The organism is Sphingobium sp. YBL2, from assembly GCF_000943805.1.
GTDB classification, from domain to species: domain Bacteria; phylum Pseudomonadota; class Alphaproteobacteria; order Sphingomonadales; family Sphingomonadaceae; genus Sphingobium; species Sphingobium fuliginis.
In genome coordinates this window covers 587825-603384 of record NZ_CP010954.1, presented here as the reverse complement: position 1 = coordinate 603384, position 15560 = coordinate 587825, and the positions used below count along the sequence as shown (strand labels likewise).

General features: G+C 66.0%; 10 protein-coding genes. 6 read left to right on the top strand and 4 right to left on the bottom strand.

Annotated elements, in window-relative coordinates; all coding sequences use genetic code 11:
• Positions 1 to 9: 9 nt before the first annotated feature.
• Positions 10 to 495 carry a transcription elongation factor GreB gene (gene greB, locus TZ53_RS02920; protein ID WP_025547457.1) on the bottom strand — a complete coding sequence of 162 codons (486 nt, stop codon included), beginning with the start codon at positions 493 to 495 and terminating at the stop codon, positions 10 to 12.
• Between the two features lie 20 nt (positions 496 to 515).
• Positions 516 to 2552: a lytic transglycosylase domain-containing protein gene (locus TZ53_RS02915; protein ID WP_044660363.1), complete on the bottom strand. Its 2037-nt coding sequence runs from the start codon at positions 2550 to 2552 to the stop codon at positions 516 to 518.
• 169 nt (positions 2553 to 2721) lie between these two features.
• On the opposite strand from TZ53_RS02915, the gene dapA reads away from it, so the two are divergent.
• The 6 genes from dapA to recA all read left to right on the top strand — a co-directional run bounded on the left by dapA (position 2722) and on the right by recA (position 8819).
• Positions 2722 to 3600 (top strand): 4-hydroxy-tetrahydrodipicolinate synthase, encoded by an 879-nt coding sequence (dapA, locus tag TZ53_RS02910; protein ID WP_025547453.1) that lies wholly within the window; start codon positions 2722 to 2724, stop codon positions 3598 to 3600.
• Positions 3601 to 3644: 44 nt separating this feature from the next.
• On the top strand, positions 3645 to 4127 hold the full coding sequence (smpB, locus tag TZ53_RS02905; RefSeq protein WP_007683053.1) for an SsrA-binding protein SmpB: 483 nt from the start codon (positions 3645 to 3647) through the stop codon (positions 4125 to 4127).
• On the top strand, positions 4127 to 4720 hold the full coding sequence (locus TZ53_RS02900; RefSeq protein WP_025547448.1) for a DUF2062 domain-containing protein: 594 nt from the start codon (positions 4127 to 4129) through the stop codon (positions 4718 to 4720). The genes smpB and TZ53_RS02900 overlap by 1 nt, the downstream gene beginning before the upstream one ends.
• A 48-nt stretch (positions 4721 to 4768) precedes the next feature.
• A complete protein-coding gene (locus TZ53_RS02895) occupies positions 4769 to 7195 on the top strand; it encodes a response regulator (RefSeq protein ID WP_044662815.1) in 2427 nt (808 codons plus the stop codon).
• A 91-nt stretch (positions 7196 to 7286) separates the two neighbouring features.
• Positions 7287 to 7646 (top strand): response regulator, encoded by a 360-nt coding sequence (locus TZ53_RS02890; protein WP_025547444.1) that lies wholly within the window; start codon positions 7287 to 7289, stop codon positions 7644 to 7646.
• A 99-nt stretch (positions 7647 to 7745) separates the two neighbouring features.
• Entirely contained in the window at positions 7746 to 8819 is a 1074-nt protein-coding gene (recA, locus tag TZ53_RS02885) for a recombinase RecA (RefSeq protein ID WP_044660362.1), read from the top strand.
• 433 nt (positions 8820 to 9252) lie between these two features.
• Here the strand turns inward: recA and TZ53_RS02880 are convergent, their stop codons facing one another.
• Both TZ53_RS02880 and TZ53_RS02875 read right to left on the bottom strand, forming a co-directional pair.
• On the bottom strand, positions 9253 to 13440 hold the full coding sequence (locus tag TZ53_RS02880; protein ID WP_044660361.1) for a translocation/assembly module TamB domain-containing protein: 4188 nt from the start codon (positions 13438 to 13440) through the stop codon (positions 9253 to 9255).
• Positions 13440 to 15530 (bottom strand): autotransporter assembly complex protein TamA, encoded by a 2091-nt coding sequence (locus TZ53_RS02875; RefSeq protein WP_025547441.1) that lies wholly within the window; start codon positions 15528 to 15530, stop codon positions 13440 to 13442. The genes TZ53_RS02880 and TZ53_RS02875 overlap by 1 nt, the downstream gene beginning before the upstream one ends.
• Between the last annotated feature and the right edge of the window lie 30 nt (positions 15531 to 15560).

The following is a 15560-nucleotide window of genomic DNA, read 5'->3' as shown; positions in this document are numbered from 1 at the left end:
GGCCGATCATCACGCCGGATAGCTGATCGCCATCACCTCATATTCCCGCTCGCCCGCGGGCAGCACCACGCGGCGCAGGTCGCCCACGGCAGCGCCGCGCAGGGCGCGGGCGATGGGCGTGCTCCAGCCGATGCGGCCGGCGGCGGCGTCCGTCTCGTCATTGCCGACCAGCGTGACGGTGCGGTGGTTGTCGTCCTCGTCCGCGATGGTGACGGTGGCGCCGAAATAGACCTTGCTCTTGTCGGGCTGCTGGCGCGGGTCGACGACCCTGGCGTCCTTCATCTTGCGCGAGAGGCGCTTCAACTGGCCGTCGATCTCGCGCATCCGCTTGCGACCGTAGAGATAGTCGCCATTTTCGCTGCGGTCGCCATTGCCGGCCGCCCAGCTTACCACTTCCACGATCTTCGGGCGCTCGACTCCCAGGAGCTGGTCATATTCGGCGCGCAGCTTCGCGAAACCTTCCGGAGTGATATAGTTGGGATGGGGAGTGCTCATGCCCCGCCCATAGCGCAAGTTCAGCCCGGCGTCTGCTTGCCGAGATATTTGGACAGCGGCGTCGTCGTGCCCCGGAAGCGGGCGCGTTGCGGGTTCATCGCCTCATAGACCACGGCGTTTTCCAGCACGCGCTGGACATAGTTGCGCGTTTCGAAAAGCGGAATCTGCTCGATCCAGCGCAGCATGTCGGCGCCGGGCAGGCGCGGGTCGCCATTGGCGGCGATCCAGCGGTTCACATTGCCCGGCCCGGCATTATAGGCCGCCACCGCCAGCGGATAGCTGCCGCCATAATAATCGAGCATCCGCTGGAAATAGGAGGAGCCGAGCATGATGTTGTAGCTGGGGTCGTTGAGCGAACTGGCGTCATAGCTCATTCCCAGCTTCCCCGCCTGTTCGCGGGCGGTGCCGGGCATCAGTTGCATCAGCCCGCGTGCGCCCGCATGGCTGACGATCTGCCGGTCGAACTGGCTTTCCTGCCGGGCAATGGCGTGGACCATCGTCCAGTTATATTGCGCCTCCGACGGCACGGGCACGCGGGGAAAGGCGCTCTCGCCATAGCCGGTGAGGCCGCTCGACACGGCGCGGCGGCCGACCATCACGCCCATATCGGGCCGTCCGATGCTCTGCGCGAGTTCGACGGCGAGATAATGGTCGGCATCGCTGTCGGCATTATTGGCGATGGCGCGGGCGAATTTGCTCTGATCTTCCCAATAGCCCATCTGGCCCAGCGCCTTCACCGCCCGGACGACCGAGCGGCTGGCGAAGGCCGTGCGCTCTGCGGCGGAGATTTCGACCGGACGTTCCACGGCCGCTGGGGCAGGGATCGGCCGGCCCAGCCGTTCGAGCGCAAGCTGGCCGTAAAACTGGTCCGGAAAGGCCCCCGCGCGGGCGAAATAGCTGTTCGCGGTCGCAGCGTCGCCGGCCTGGAGCGCGGCGCGACCCGCCCAGTAGAAGCCCTTGGACTGGGTCTGCGGCGACTTGGCGGCTGTGGCGTAGCGGCGGAACATCTCCATCGCGTCCAGCGGCTTGCCAAGGTTGTAGAAGGCCGTCGATCCCGCCAGCCAGGCAAGGCTGGTATAATCGTCGCGCTCGCCAATGGGCCGGCTGTTGACGTCGGTGCCGGGCAGATAGGCGTCGTCCAGCTTGCTGGCGATGCCGTAGGCGAAGCTCCACTGGCTGTCATTGGCGGCGGCGCGCGCCTGCGTCAGCAGCGTTTCATACCATTTTTCCGCGTCGCCGGGACGGAAGGTCAACGCCGGACGGTTGGCGAGATATTGGCGGCCGGCGATCCAGTTGCCCGTGTTGAGCAGCCATGTCGCCTTGTCCGCGACGAATCCGGCGTCGGTCGCGCCCACGGCCTCCGCCAACTGCATCTTCATCGCCGCGTCGGGCGCCTTCTGGCGGAAGGCGATGCGCGCCTCATAGACCGGGCGGCGGGCCGGCGAGACATAGGCAAGCCTCCGCTGCGCGCCCATGATGTCGCCCTTCCACAGCAGCGCGTCGGCGCGCAGGTCATGCTCCACCGATGTCCATCCCGCGCCGAAGAGCGAAAGCAGCCGCGCCTCGTCATCGGGGGAAAGCGTGCCGCCGACCCACGCGTTGCGCGCGGCGACCCGCGCCTCGCCCATGCGGCCCTGCTGCATCAGCGCCAGCGCATAGCGGGCATTGCCGGTTGCGGTGCGCGGCGGGAAGCGGGTGAAGAAGGCGATGACCTGCCCGGGATCGTAGCTGTTGGGATTGATGCCGGTTTCCGCCAGCCGCCGCATCCGGTCCTCGCCCGGCCAGCCGGGATTGGCCATGATGAAGCTCATATAGGTGGAGGAGCCCAGGCCATCGCTCTGCTGGAGCGCGCGCCACTGGCTGATCGTGCCGGAGATCGACGGATCGCTCGCCACGCCGATTCGGCTTTGCGCGCGCTGCCACGGGCTGGGCTCGCTGGAGCTGGGAACAGGCTGCACCACGGCGCCGGGCGGATAGGCCGCGGCTGGCGCGGGGCCGGTGGTTTCGGTCTGGGCGCTGGCGCCGGCTGTGAAAAGCAAAAGAGCAATCAGTGGCATACGAACCGTGAGGGCTTCCGGGGCAGTTTCAAGACAGGAGAGCGATACCCTACTGGACATTATCGCAATTGCATCCTTATCAGGCCCTGAATGACGCGCTATAGCGCCCCGTTCGCGTGTTTCACGCTATCATGCCCCGGAATCCCGGTGAATTGAAGGAGTTTGTTGCATGTTTTCCGGGTCGATTCCGGCACTGATCACGCCCTTCCGCAACGGGGCGGTGGACGAGGCGGCTTTTCGCGCCTTCGTCGACTGGCAGATCGGGGAAGGCAGCAGCGCGCTCGTCCCTTGCGGCACGACGGGCGAAAGCGCGACCATGACGGTCGAGGAACATAATCGCGTCATCGCCATCTGCGTCGACCAGGCGGCGGGCCGCGTGCCGGTGATCGCGGGTTGCGGTTCCAACGACACCCGCATCGCGCTGGAGCATATGTTCGCGGCGCAGGCGGCGGGGGCCGATGCGGCGCTGGTGGTCGCGCCCTATTACAACAAGCCCAATCAGGAGGGGGTATACCGGCATTTCGCGCATCTGGCGGAGCGCTGTTCGCTGCCGATCATCCTCTACAACGTGCCCAGCCGCACGATCACCGACATCGGCGTGCCGGTCATCCACCGCCTGTCGGAGGAATTCCAGACCATCGTCGGCATCAAGGACGCCACCGGGAATCTGGGGCGGGTCAGCGCACAGCGCCTCGCCTGCCGGGCCGATTTCTGTCAGCTTTCCGGCAATGACGAAACGGCGCTGGGTTTCAATGCAATGGGCGGCAGGGGCTGCATTTCGGTCACGGCCAATGTCGCGCCGCGCCTTTGCGCCGAATTCCAGCGGGCGACGGCAAACGGCGACTGGCATGGCGCCCTTGCGCTTCAGGATCGTCTCTACCCCCTGCATGATGCCCTGTTCAGCGATTCTTCACCCGGCCCGGTCAAATATGCCCTTACGCGCGTTCGGCCCGACATGTCCGGCGAGGTCCGCCTGCCGATCACCTGGCCGTCGGAATCGAGCCGTGCCGCCGTCGACCGGGCTCTGGAGATCGCGGGACTGGTTTGATCGTCCCGCGGGCCTATATGGTGAAGCGAGTTAGTTAGAGAATAATGGCCCGTCCCCGTCCCGAAGCCTTCGACAAGAAGAAGATCGTCGCCGAGAACCGGCGCGCCCGTTTCGAATATTTCCTGGAGGATGTGTTCGAGGCTGGGATCGCCCTGCAAGGGACCGAGGTGAAGTCGCTGCGCTTCGGCGAGGGCAATATCGCGGAAAGCTATGCCGAGGTGAAGGGCGAGCAGGTGTGGCTGGTCAACAGCAACATCCCCGAATTCAGCCATGGCAACCGCTTCAACCATGAGCCCAAGCGCCCCCGCAAGCTGCTGCTGCACCAGCGGGAGATCGCCCGCATGCATGGCGCTGTCGAGCGCAAGGGAATGACGCTGGTGCCGCTGTCGATCTATTTCAACAGCCGGGGCAAGGCGAAGGTCGAGCTGGCGCTGGCCAAGGGCAAGAAGACCCATGACAAGCGCGACACGATCAAGGAACGCGACTGGAAGCGCGATCAGCAGCGCATCATGAAGGCGCATCGCTGATGGACAACAGGCTCTCCCGCTGGTGGCACGCCAATGCGCCTACCCGCGAATCGCTGGAAAACAACCGCTTTTTGGCCCCGGTGGCGCACCGGGTGCTGGAACCCTCGCTGTGGCGCTTCACCCGGCGTTCGGTGCCGCGCGGCGTGGCATTGGGGCTGCTGGTCGGCATCTTCCTGCTGATCCCCGGCGTGCAGATCGCGGGCGCGGCGCTGCTGGCGCTGCCGTTCCGGGCGAACATCCCGCTGGCGGCGGCGATGACCTTCCTCTCCAATCCCGCGACCACGCCGCTGTTCCTGATGGCGTCGGTCTATATGGGCAACTGGCTGCTCGGACGGTCGGCGGATGCATCGGGCTTCATGGCGCTGATCGACCGGCATGCCTCGATCCGCGAATGGTGCGCCTGGCTCTTTTCGGAGGCGGCGCCCGCCATGCTGCTGGGGCTGGCGCTGATTTCCCTGGCCTTTGCGGTGGTCGGCTACTTCCTGGCCGACTGGATCTGGCGTCATCGCATGGGCCGGAAATGGCATGCCCGCAAATTGAGGATTGGCAAGGCACGCGAAAGCAGCGCATTGGAGGAGGTCGCTTCGGCCTGATCGGCGGGAGCGGGCAATCCATTGTGAATGCAGGGGGATAGCCGGGCCGTGTCCGCGCGTGTGATCAGGGATGGAGACGCCTGGGCGGCCGACAGGTCGTCGCCCCTGGCCCTGCCGCTACTCATTCTGCTGGCGCTGATGTCCGCCGGGCTGGTGGTCTATGCCGCCGGCAACTGGGCGCTGGGCGCCGGGTTCGGCGCCGCGCTGCTGGCCGGGGCGGCGCTGCTGGGGTGGTATCGCCGGCTCTATCCGCAGGAAGTGGCCGTGGGTGAGGCCGTGCCCGACTGGACCGTGGCGCGCGCGGCGGCGGATGCCTCCAATATGGCGATCGCCGTCACCGATCGCGCCGGGCGGCTGGTCTGCGCCAGCGATCTGTTCGGGGAATGGTTTCCCGGTTTCCCCACGCCGCCCCATGTCACCGGCGACAGCAGCCTGTCCGACAGTCTGGGTAACGCTGCCCGCGCCGCCTGGCGCGACGGCGAGGCGCGGGTGGAAGGGATCGTGCAGGGTGCGCTGCGACTGGATGCCTTCCTCTGCCGTACCGGCCGGTCGGAGGATTATCTGCTGTGGCGCTTTTCCCCGGTGCGCCAGCCGAGCGCGCTGGACGATGTGCACCGCCTGCTGACCGGGGAAGCGGGGCGGCAATTGGGCGAAGCGGGCATCATGGCGGTGATGATCGGTGGGGAGGGGCGCATCCGGGCCGCCAACGGCGCCTTCCTGCTGCGCGCCGCCGGACGGATCGACGCCAATATCACCGGGCGCGATTTCGCCGCCCACATGCGGGTGGACGACAAGGCGCGGCTGTTCCTGGCGCGGGAGGAATCGGGCGGCATTCCGCTGCGGCTGTTGCAGGTGCCGCTGAAGCGCGCCGCCCAGCCGGCGGGCGCGCAATCGGGTGCGCAGGACGGGCCGATGCTGCTGCTGCTGATCGACGAGCCGGCGGGCAATGCGGGCGGCACGTCGGCGCTTTCCTATATCGAGACGCTGTTGTCGCTGCTGCCCTTCGGCCTTGCCATGGCGGATCGCGACGGTCGCGTCCTGTTCATGAACAAGGCCTTTTCGCGGGCGGCGGGCGTCAAGCCCGAGGAGAAGCCGAGCTATCCCGGCGACCTGGTGGTGCGGGAAGATCAGGCGGCGGTGGCCGACGCCGTGCGGCGCTTTGCGGTCGGGCCGCAAATGTCGGGCGATGTCGCCGTGCGCATGCGCAACCAACCGGACGAGCCGATCGCGCTCAGCCTGGCCGGCGTGCGCGGGTTGGGCGAGGCGGCGGTGCTGCTCTCCCTCAAGGACAATAGCGAGGAGAGCAAGCTCAAGCGCCAGGTCGCGCAGGCGACCAAGATGCAGGCGATCGGCCAGCTTGCAGGCGGCGTGGCGCATGACTTCAACAATATCCTGACCGCGATCATCGGCCATTGCGACCTGATGCTGATGCGCCATACGCCGGGCGACAGCGATTATGACGACATCCAGCAGATCAAGTCGAACAGCAACCGCGCGGCGGGGCTGACGCGGCAGTTGCTCGCCTTCTCGCGCCAGCAGACGTTGCGGCCGCAGATATTGCAATTGCCCGACATCGTCGCGGACGTCTCCAACCTGCTGAAGCGCCTGCTGGGCGAGAGCGTCAAGCTGGAAGTCAGCCATGGCCGCAATCTGGGTGCGGTGCGGGCCGATCCCGGCCAGCTGGAGCAGGTGATCGTCAACCTGGCCGTCAACGCCCGCGACGCCATGCCGGACGGCGGCACGCTCAATATCCAGACCTACGGCGTGCCCGCCGCCAAGGTGCGGGAGATGCGGTCGGACATATTGCCGCCAGCCGACTATACGGCGGTGCGGGTGTCCGACACGGGGCTGGGCATCCCGCCCGACATTCTTTCGAAGATCTTCGAACCCTTCTTCACCACGAAGGAACTGGGCAAGGGGACGGGCCTTGGCCTCTCCACCGTCTACGGCATCGTCAAGCAGTCGGGCGGGTTCATCTTCGCGGAATCGGAGCTTGGCCGCGGGGCGAGCTTCGTCATCTACCTGCCCGTCTATCAGGGCGCCGATGTCGATCAGGCCGCCCAGCCCAAGGCGCCCGTGCGCCGCAGCGAAACCTGGGGCACCGGCACCGTGTTGCTGGTAGAGGATGAGGATATGGTGCGCGCCGTCGCGGAACGGGCTTTATCGCGCCAGGGCTATAAGGTGCTGACAGCCAATGACGGCGAACAGGGGCTGGAAGTGCTGGCCGGAGACGAGAAGATCGACCTGCTGATTTCCGATGTGGTGATGCCGAACATGGACGGCCCATCGATGGTGGCGCGGGCGCGGGCGAGCCATCCGGACCTGCCGGTCTTGTTCATGTCGGGCTATGCCGAGGAACAGTTGCGCAAATCGATCGACATCGCCAATGTGGCTTTCCTTCCGAAACCCTTTTCCGTCAGCCAGTTGGCGGAAGCGGCGCGGGATGCTCTGGCGATGCGTCCTGCGGCGGAATGAATTTGAAGAATGAACTTCCGCGCGGCTTGTCGATTATGCCGGTGGGAAAAGGCCTTTGGGGTTGCGATGGGTAAGATTGGGGACCGCAAGCATGTCTGACGGCAAGACCATCCTGATCGTCGAGGATGAGGCAATGATCGGCATGATGCTGGAGGATTATCTCGACACGCTCGGATACCGGCTGCACGCCATTGCCGAATCGGTCGATGATGCCTGCGCCAAGGCGCGCGAGGGCGGCTTCGACGCGGCGCTGCTCGACTGCAACCTGCATGGCGAGAAAAGCTGGCCCGTTGCGGACATATTGGCGCAGAGCGGCATACCCTTCGTCTTTGCGACGGGCGGCATGGCGGACGATCTGCCGACCAGCCATGCCGACCGGCCGACCCTGGCCAAGCCCTTCACGATCGGCGCGGTCGAGCGCGCGCTGAACAAGGCGCTGAGCGCCGCATAAGAAAATTTCGTTCCCCTCTTGTTCCATTAGAACAAACAGGATACATGGTGGCCACGCGCCATCCGGACCGGCGCGTTCCGCTTGACAGGGGATAGGCCGATGACCGCAATGCTCTCACTCATCGATTCCAAGAAGACAGGGACAATGGACAGACAGAAAGCATTGGAAGCGGCCCTTTCCCAGATCGACCGTGCCTTCGGCAAGGGGTCGGCCATGAAGCTGGGCAGCCGCGAGAAGATCGAGATCGAGGCGATCTCGACCGGATCGCTGGGGCTGGACATCGCGCTTGGCATTGGTGGCCTGCCGCGCGGACGTATTGTGGAGATTTATGGCCCGGAAAGCTCGGGCAAGACCACGCTGGCGCTGCACGCCATTGCAGAAGCGCAGAAGACCGGCGGCATCGCGGCCTTTGTCGATGCGGAACATGCGCTCGATCCTGTCTATGCGAAGAAGCTGGGCGTCGACATCGACGAACTGATCGTGTCGCAGCCGGATACCGGCGAACAGGCGCTGGAGATCGTCGACACGCTGGTGCGCTCCAATGCCATCGACGTGCTGGTGGTGGACTCGGTCGCCGCGCTGGTTCCGCGTGCGGAAATCGAGGGCGAGATGGGCGACAGCCATGTCGGCCTGCAGGCCCGCCTGATGAGCCAGGCGCTGCGCAAGCTGACCGGCTCCATCTCCCGCTCGCGCTGCCTGGTGATCTTCATCAACCAGGTCCGCATGAAGATCGGCGTCATGTACGGCAATCCCGAAACGACGACGGGCGGCAACGCGCTCAAATTCTACGCCTCGGTTCGCCTCGACATCCGTCGCACCGGCCAGATCAAGGATCGCGAGGACATTGTCGGCAACGCGACCCGCGTGAAGGTGGTCAAGAACAAGGTCGCGCCGCCCTTCAAGCAGGTCGAATTCGACATCATGTATGGCGAGGGCGTGTCCAAGATCGGCGAACTGCTCGACATCGGCGTGAAGGCTGGGCTGGTCGAGAAGTCGGGCGCCTGGTTCTCCTATGACTCGGTTCGCATCGGGCAAGGTCGCGAGAATGCAAAAACCTTTCTGAAAGAACATCCCGAAATGGCGGACAAGCTGGAAAAGGCGATCCGCGGGAAGACCGAGGAGGTCGCCGAAGGGATGATGGCCGGACCCGAAGCGGAGGATGATGGCGAATAAGCGCTGACGGGCTTTCCGGCCGGATCAACCGGAAGGCTCCAGCGCGGCTCTGCCCGCCTGCCGCTTCACGCACTGAAAAGGCCCGCTGCGCGACTGGCGCAGCGGGCCTTTTACCTTCGGCCCGGGTGTCCGGATGGGATGTCCTATCCATGGAATTCTCTTTGCAGGCAGAGGCGTTGGGTGATGATTGGTCATGCTGCCGTCCAACACTCCGCGCCCCTGCAAAGGTTCCTCGAACAGACAAGTGCCTCGTAAGAACCCAAGCCAGACGCTGCCGTGATAGATGAGGGAGAGGTCTGGGCTCCTGCCTTCAGGAGCGTAGTGAATCTCAGGAATCTCGCCCTACATTGAGACCCGGTTTTCTGCCCGTAAGTATCCAGCAAAGTCGCCCCTTGAACCCGCCCCGGACATTTCCATCCGACTGCTGATGGCGTCAATAATCCTTCGAATAGCGCAGATTGGCTGAAGAACCCGCATTGGTGCCGGTCTTCGACAAAAGGCTGAGCGTCTTGGACAGGGAGATTTCGAGCTGGGTGGCGGTGAAACCCTTGGGATCGGTGATCACCTCGACATAGATGTTGTTGGAGATATGCTGCCCGACGGCGAGGGAAGTGCCGCGCCCCGTCGCCTCATCGCCGCCGACGATGCCGATCCGGTCGACGCCCGACGCATTTTGCAGCTTGCCCATGGGATTGAGTCCGCCTCCGCCCCCACGCAGACCGTTGAGCGCCGCCGCCAACTGGATCGCCTGGGTGGCCGACAGGTTCGCCACATTGTCCCCGAACAGGATGCGCGCCAATATCTCGTCCTGCGGCAGCGTCGGCGTGGAAACGAAGGCGATGTCGGGCCGTTGCGCCGTGCCGCCCACGGCTATGCCTGCCGTCACATCGTCGATCCGGGTTTCGGCGCGGATCGCCAGCGTGGGATTCATCATCGGTCCGTTGAAGGTGATGATGCCCTGCTCCAGATCGAACTGATGGCCCGAGAAGCTGTAGCGGCCGCGTATCACCTCGATCTTGCCAACCACGCGCGGATCGTTCGCGGTGCCGGTGACGCGCATGTTCGTCTTCCATTCGGAATCGAGGCCCATGCCGGTCACATAGATTTCGTTATCGGCGCGAACGCGCACGTCCAGCTTCCATGGGGTGGGCCTGGCGGCCGCCTGCCGTGCCGCAAGGCGCTGGTCGAGCAGGTCGGTCCCTTCGCCCTTGCGGCGCACGCCCGTCAACTGACGGATGTCGCTGCCTCCCTGCCAGGCGACGCGGTAGCGCGTTTCCGGAAGCGAAAGATCGCCCCTGATCAGGCCGCCATTGGCCGGGCTGTTGGTGATGGCCAGCGTGCCGCTGACCACGCTGGTGATCGCTTCGCTGCGGGCGAGGCGGGCGCGGTTCAGCTTCACGGCTATGTTCATCGGATAGCCGCTCTCCGCCGCCAGCCCCACCGTGCCGCTGGCCTGCACCGTGCCTTCGCCTGCCCGCCCGGAAAAGTCGCGCAGGTCGAGCCGATCATTGGTGAAGCGCCCATCCAGCCGCATCTGCGTGACGCGCGTGCCGAAGGTCTCATTCTCATAGGTCAGGGCATTGGCGCGGACCAGCCCGTTGAGCCGCGGGGCAGTCAGCCGCCCCCCGAAATCCGCCGCTACGGCGATCGGCCCCGTCAATTGCTGGTCGGCTAGCCCGGCGAAGGAAAACAGCACATCGGCCGGCCCGGCATAGCGGATGCCGCCGCCCAAGGGCGCGGATTGCAATTGCTGCGCCCAACTCGCCCCGGGTCCCGGCGGCGCCAGCGTCGCGACGAAACGGCCCAGCGTCGCATTGCCGCGCCGGATAAGGCCACGCATGTCGCCGCCTGCGCTCGACAGCTTGCCCTCGATCGCCATCGACACCGGATCGGACACGGCGGTCAGGCTGGAGCGGCGGAAGTCGTTGATCGCGAGGCGCGTGGTCGCGGTGGGGAAGGCGGAGCCATTCTGCGCGAAATCCAGCGTGCCGGTCGCTTTCCCGCCAATTCCCAATCCCGGTGAGGCCATGTTGACGATGGCGAGGTCGAAATCCTTGAACCGCGCCTGCATCGCCGTCTGCCGGCCGAAGCGCCCCGCCAGGTCGACCCGGCCCTGCGGCAGCACCAGCGTTGAGGGTTCGAGGCGATAGCCTTCCTTCTCGATCCGGATGATGGCAGGCCGGGCGAAGCGGAAGGGAATGTTGCTCGCCCGTCCCTCCAGCGCGACGGCGTAGAGCGTCGGGCGCAACGCGGCGTTCATGGCGATGGAGAAGGGCACGCCGGTCGATCCGTCAGCGACCAACTGCGCCCGGCCGCGTCCGCCGCGATAGTCGATCCGGCCGCGCGCCTTGCGCACGATATAGTCGCCATAGGCGGCGTTCGCCATCTGCACGTCGGCGTTGATCTGCGGCTGTTCGGTCAGCACCATGTTCGCCGTGATCAGCGCCCGGCCGATCACCACATCCGCTTCGCCCGGCAGTTTCGCATTGCTGGCGGTAGCGCTCAACTGCGCGCCCTGCGCCTTGCCCACCGCCATCAGCCGGACCGCGCCGGTGATGCCGGAACCGTTCATGGCAAGTTGCCCGGTGAAGGGACCGGCGGCGCTCTGCTGCACGCGGCCGTTCATGTCGATGCCGGCGAAACGCGCCCTGGCTATGTCGATGGTGAGCGGCCCCCTGGCAGTGCGGATTAGCACATTGGCGAAGAAGGGGCCATAGGCGGACCCGCCCGTGGCCTCGAGCCGATAGCCCGCCGCTTCGCCATTCAGCTTCGCCACCACGTCGTAAAGCTGCACGCCGACATTGGGCCGGGCGGCGCGGAGCACGGCATTGGGCCGCTCCATCGTGCCGCGCACGGTCAGCGCCAGCGGGCCATATTGGTTGGAGGTCGCCCTGGCGTCGAAGGCGATCCGGCCGTCGGTATCATAGCTGCCCGAACCGCTGTGGATCCGGAAATTGGGCGCCGCGCCTTTCAGGCCGGTGAGGGTGAACTTCCCCTCCGGCGTCATGCCGATGCTGCCGGAGGCGACGGCATTGCCGCCCAGGAAATCGCGGACGGAGGCGTTCTCCCAACGGGCCGTGCGGACGCCGAAACGGCCGGACAGGCCGAAGCCGCCCCGGGGCCCCGGCACCAGCTTCACATCGGTGTTGAGATTGACGATGCCGACGCCGTCGATCCTGTAGTCGTTGACCCGGCCCTTGAGCGCCCCGCGATAGATGGCGTTTTCCATGTCGGCCAGCACGATGGCGGTGGCGTCCACCCGGTCGCTGTCGATCTTCAGATTGTCGCTGATGAGCTTGCCCGCGGCATAGGCGAAGTCGCCCTTCACCCGCAGATTGTTGAGCAGGCCGCCCGCCGCGGCATTGAGGCCGGTGACGCGGCTGGCGGTGGCGCTTACCGGAATGCGGATGCGGTCGGCGTCGATCACGGCGCGCCCGCCGGCCTTCAGATTTTCGATCCCCGTGGCGTCGAAGGCGATATGCTTCGCCGTGATGTCATAGTCGATGAAGGGCGTCGCCATCGGCCCGTCGAGGATCACCGAAGCGCGCACATCGCGGCCCTTCACCTTCTCCATGATCGCGCCGGGGGTGAGCAGGGCGGCGTCGATCCTGAGCGCGCTGAAGCGGCTTTGGCCAAGGTCGACCAGACCCTGCGCGGTGGCGGACAGGGCGGGGGATTTCAGCGAGCCTTTGAGGTTCACCCGCCGCTCGTTCAGGCCCGCGAACAGGTCGACGTCAAGCGACGGCGTCGTCAGCCGGTCGACGGTCCCCGCAAAGACCAGCCCGGGCCGCAGCGGCCCCTTGGCGGTGAAATTGCCGTCGCGAGCGGCGAGCGCGATATTCGCCAACTCGCCCTTGCCGGACGTCGCGACCAGCCGCCCGTTCCACGCCTGCCACGTGCCCCGGCCGTCCAGCGTCGCGGTGAAGCCGTCGGTCAGGCCGCTCATCGCCGCGATGACGCCGCCCTTCGGCGCGGTCAGCGTGCCCTTCATGGACAGGCGGTTCTGCGCGGGCACGGCGTCCAGATTGGCCTGCAGGCGGTCGCCGCTGTCCACCACCGCATTGGCCGACAATATGGCGCGGCCGTCCGCGATATGGGTCACGCCGTCGATGGCGATCTCCCGCTTCTGGCCGATCACCGGCCTGGCGACGAGGAACCTCGCGATCTTCAGCCGATCGACGTCGATGTCGAGGTCGGGCAGGATCGGCGCATTGGGATCGCTTTTCGTCACGTTGAACTGCGGGCTGCGCGCCAGCACCACCAGCGGGCTTTCCAGCAGCCGCACCGAAATATGGTTGTCGATGTAGCGGAACGGGCTCCATACCACATGGACCCGCGGGGAGGCGGCGAACGGCCCCTTGGGATCGCGCAGCACCAGATCGTGGATCACCATGTCGCTGTAGATCGACCCTTCGATCCGCCCGACCGATATGCCCATGCCGGATTCCAGCTTCAGCGCGGCGATCTGTCGGATCAGGAATTTCTTGCCCGGCTGGGTGTTCAGGAACAGCAGCAGCCCGGCGACCAGCACGATCAGGGCGACGACCAGCCCGACGACCCACAGGACGATCTTCTGCCAGAGGGGACGCCTGACGACGACGGTGGCGGTTTCCTCGGCCATCAGAATGCCTGTCCGATGCCGATATAGAGCGCGAATTTGGATTCGCCCGGCTGCCGGTTGATCGGCATGGCTATGTCTGCGCGGAAGGGACCGAAATTGGTGTAGAAGCGGCCGCCGACGCCCACGCCGTACCGGATGTCGGAAAATTGCGGCATGGAACTTTCATAGACCTGGCCCGCATCGACGAAGGCGACCACGCCATAGTCCCCGAATCGGTAACGGCCCTCGACCGCGAATTCATTGACGGACCGGCCGCCGATCGGATCGTTGTTCGCGTCCTTCGGCCCCAGTTCCTGATAGCCATAGCCGCGTACCGATCCCCCCCCGCCGGCATAGATCCGTCGTGAGGGCGCCACATCGTCGCGCTTCACCCCGCTGATCGTGCCGACCCGCGTGCGCGCGGCGATCACCAGGCTGTCCGACAGGGGATAATAGCCGGTGAGGTCGAATGTCGCGCGCAGATAGGGGGAGAAGCTGCCCTGCAACGATCCTTCCGGTTCCGCGCGCAGATTGGCGCGGAAACCCCTGGTCGGGTTCAGCAGGTCGTTGGACCGGTCATAGCCGAGTTGCACCGGCAGGCCGCCGATGAAATAGGTCCGCCGCGTCTTGTCCGCCGTCGCCGGATCCACCACCACCTGTTCGTTGGTCAGCAGCACTTCCGCGCCATAGCTGTAGGTCCAGCGCTTCTGGAAGATCGGCGTCGACTGCCGCGACCAGCCGATGTTGAGACCCGCCGTATAGGCTTCATAGGCGTCGTAATTCTGGTGATTGAGCGTGATGCCGGTCTGGAAGGTCTTGTCGCGCTTGCCCGCATTGGATCGGCGGAAGGTGCCCGACGCGCCCTGTTCCTGCGTTCCGGCGATCACGCTGGCGATCAGCGCGCCTTCGGGCGGGAAGAGGTTGCGGTGGGTCCATGTTCCCTCCGCGCGGAAGCCCTGGCCGGTGCCATAGCCCAGCTCGCCCGCCAGCGTGCGCGGCTTGCCGGCCTCCTGCGCGACTTCCAGGTCGACATATTCTGTGCCGTCCGGTCCCGGCTCGCTGGTCCTGACCGGATCGACCGAGATGCTGGAGAACAGCCCCGTCGCCACCAGCGCCCGGCGGAGGTCGTCGACCTTGCGGCTGTCGTAAAGCTCGCCCGGCCTGAAGCGGCTGATGACCTTCATATGATCGGCGCCGAAGGCCTGCTTCTCGCCGGTGGTGGTGATCCCCCGGAACGATCCGCGCGGGCCCGTCTCCACCGGCAGGGTATAGTCTCCCGTCACCGTCGCGGGGTCGAGCAATATGTCCCGCTGCCCGACCTTCGCGAAGGGATAGCCATTTTCCGGCAGCTTGACGCCGACATTGGCCTCCGCCCCCTCGACCGCCGCCGCGACGATATAGTCGCCGGTCTTGAGCGGCAGGCTGTCGCGGATCAGGCCGGGCGGCACGGTCGGCCCGGCGTTGATGACGATGTCCCCGATCCTGTAGCGCTTCCCCGGCGTGACCGAGAGGACGGCCTTCAACGCCCCGTCGCCCGTCTGGTCGAGCGATGCGAGCGCGGTCGCGTCATAATAGCCCTCAGCATAGAGCAGCCTTATGGCGAGCGCCTCATCCTCATGGGCGCGGGCCTGCACCATTGCCGCCGTGTCGGCCTTGCCGCCGCCGTCGATCAGGGCGGAGGAATCGCGGAACGCCGGCTCCAGCCCGGTCTTGCCGAAGCCTTCCAACGCCACCGAATAGCGCACCGCCTGGGTCTTTTCATCGGGGTTGCCGTCAGTCGCGACCTGCGCCGGCACCTGCACGCTGTCGAGCGGCGGCAGCGGCTGGGCCAGTTCACGCTCCTCCTGCGGCTCGACCGCTGGCGGCAGTTGCTGCGCCGCGCCGGCTTCGGGCATCTGCTGGTCGATCCACTGGTCTATGGAGGGCAGCGGCGCGCCGGTGCCCGTTGGCGTTTCCCCCGTCTTGGGCAGGCGCGCCTCGAACTCGCTGTCGGGCAGGATCGGTTCTTCCTGCTGTTGCGGCGAAGGCGTCTGCGCCATCAGAGGGAGGGGAGAGGCCGCCATCATCATCAGACCCAAGGCTCGCCGGACCCGCTTCTGCCTTGAACCCATGGAAACCCGCTTTGCCCCTTTGTCCTTCGC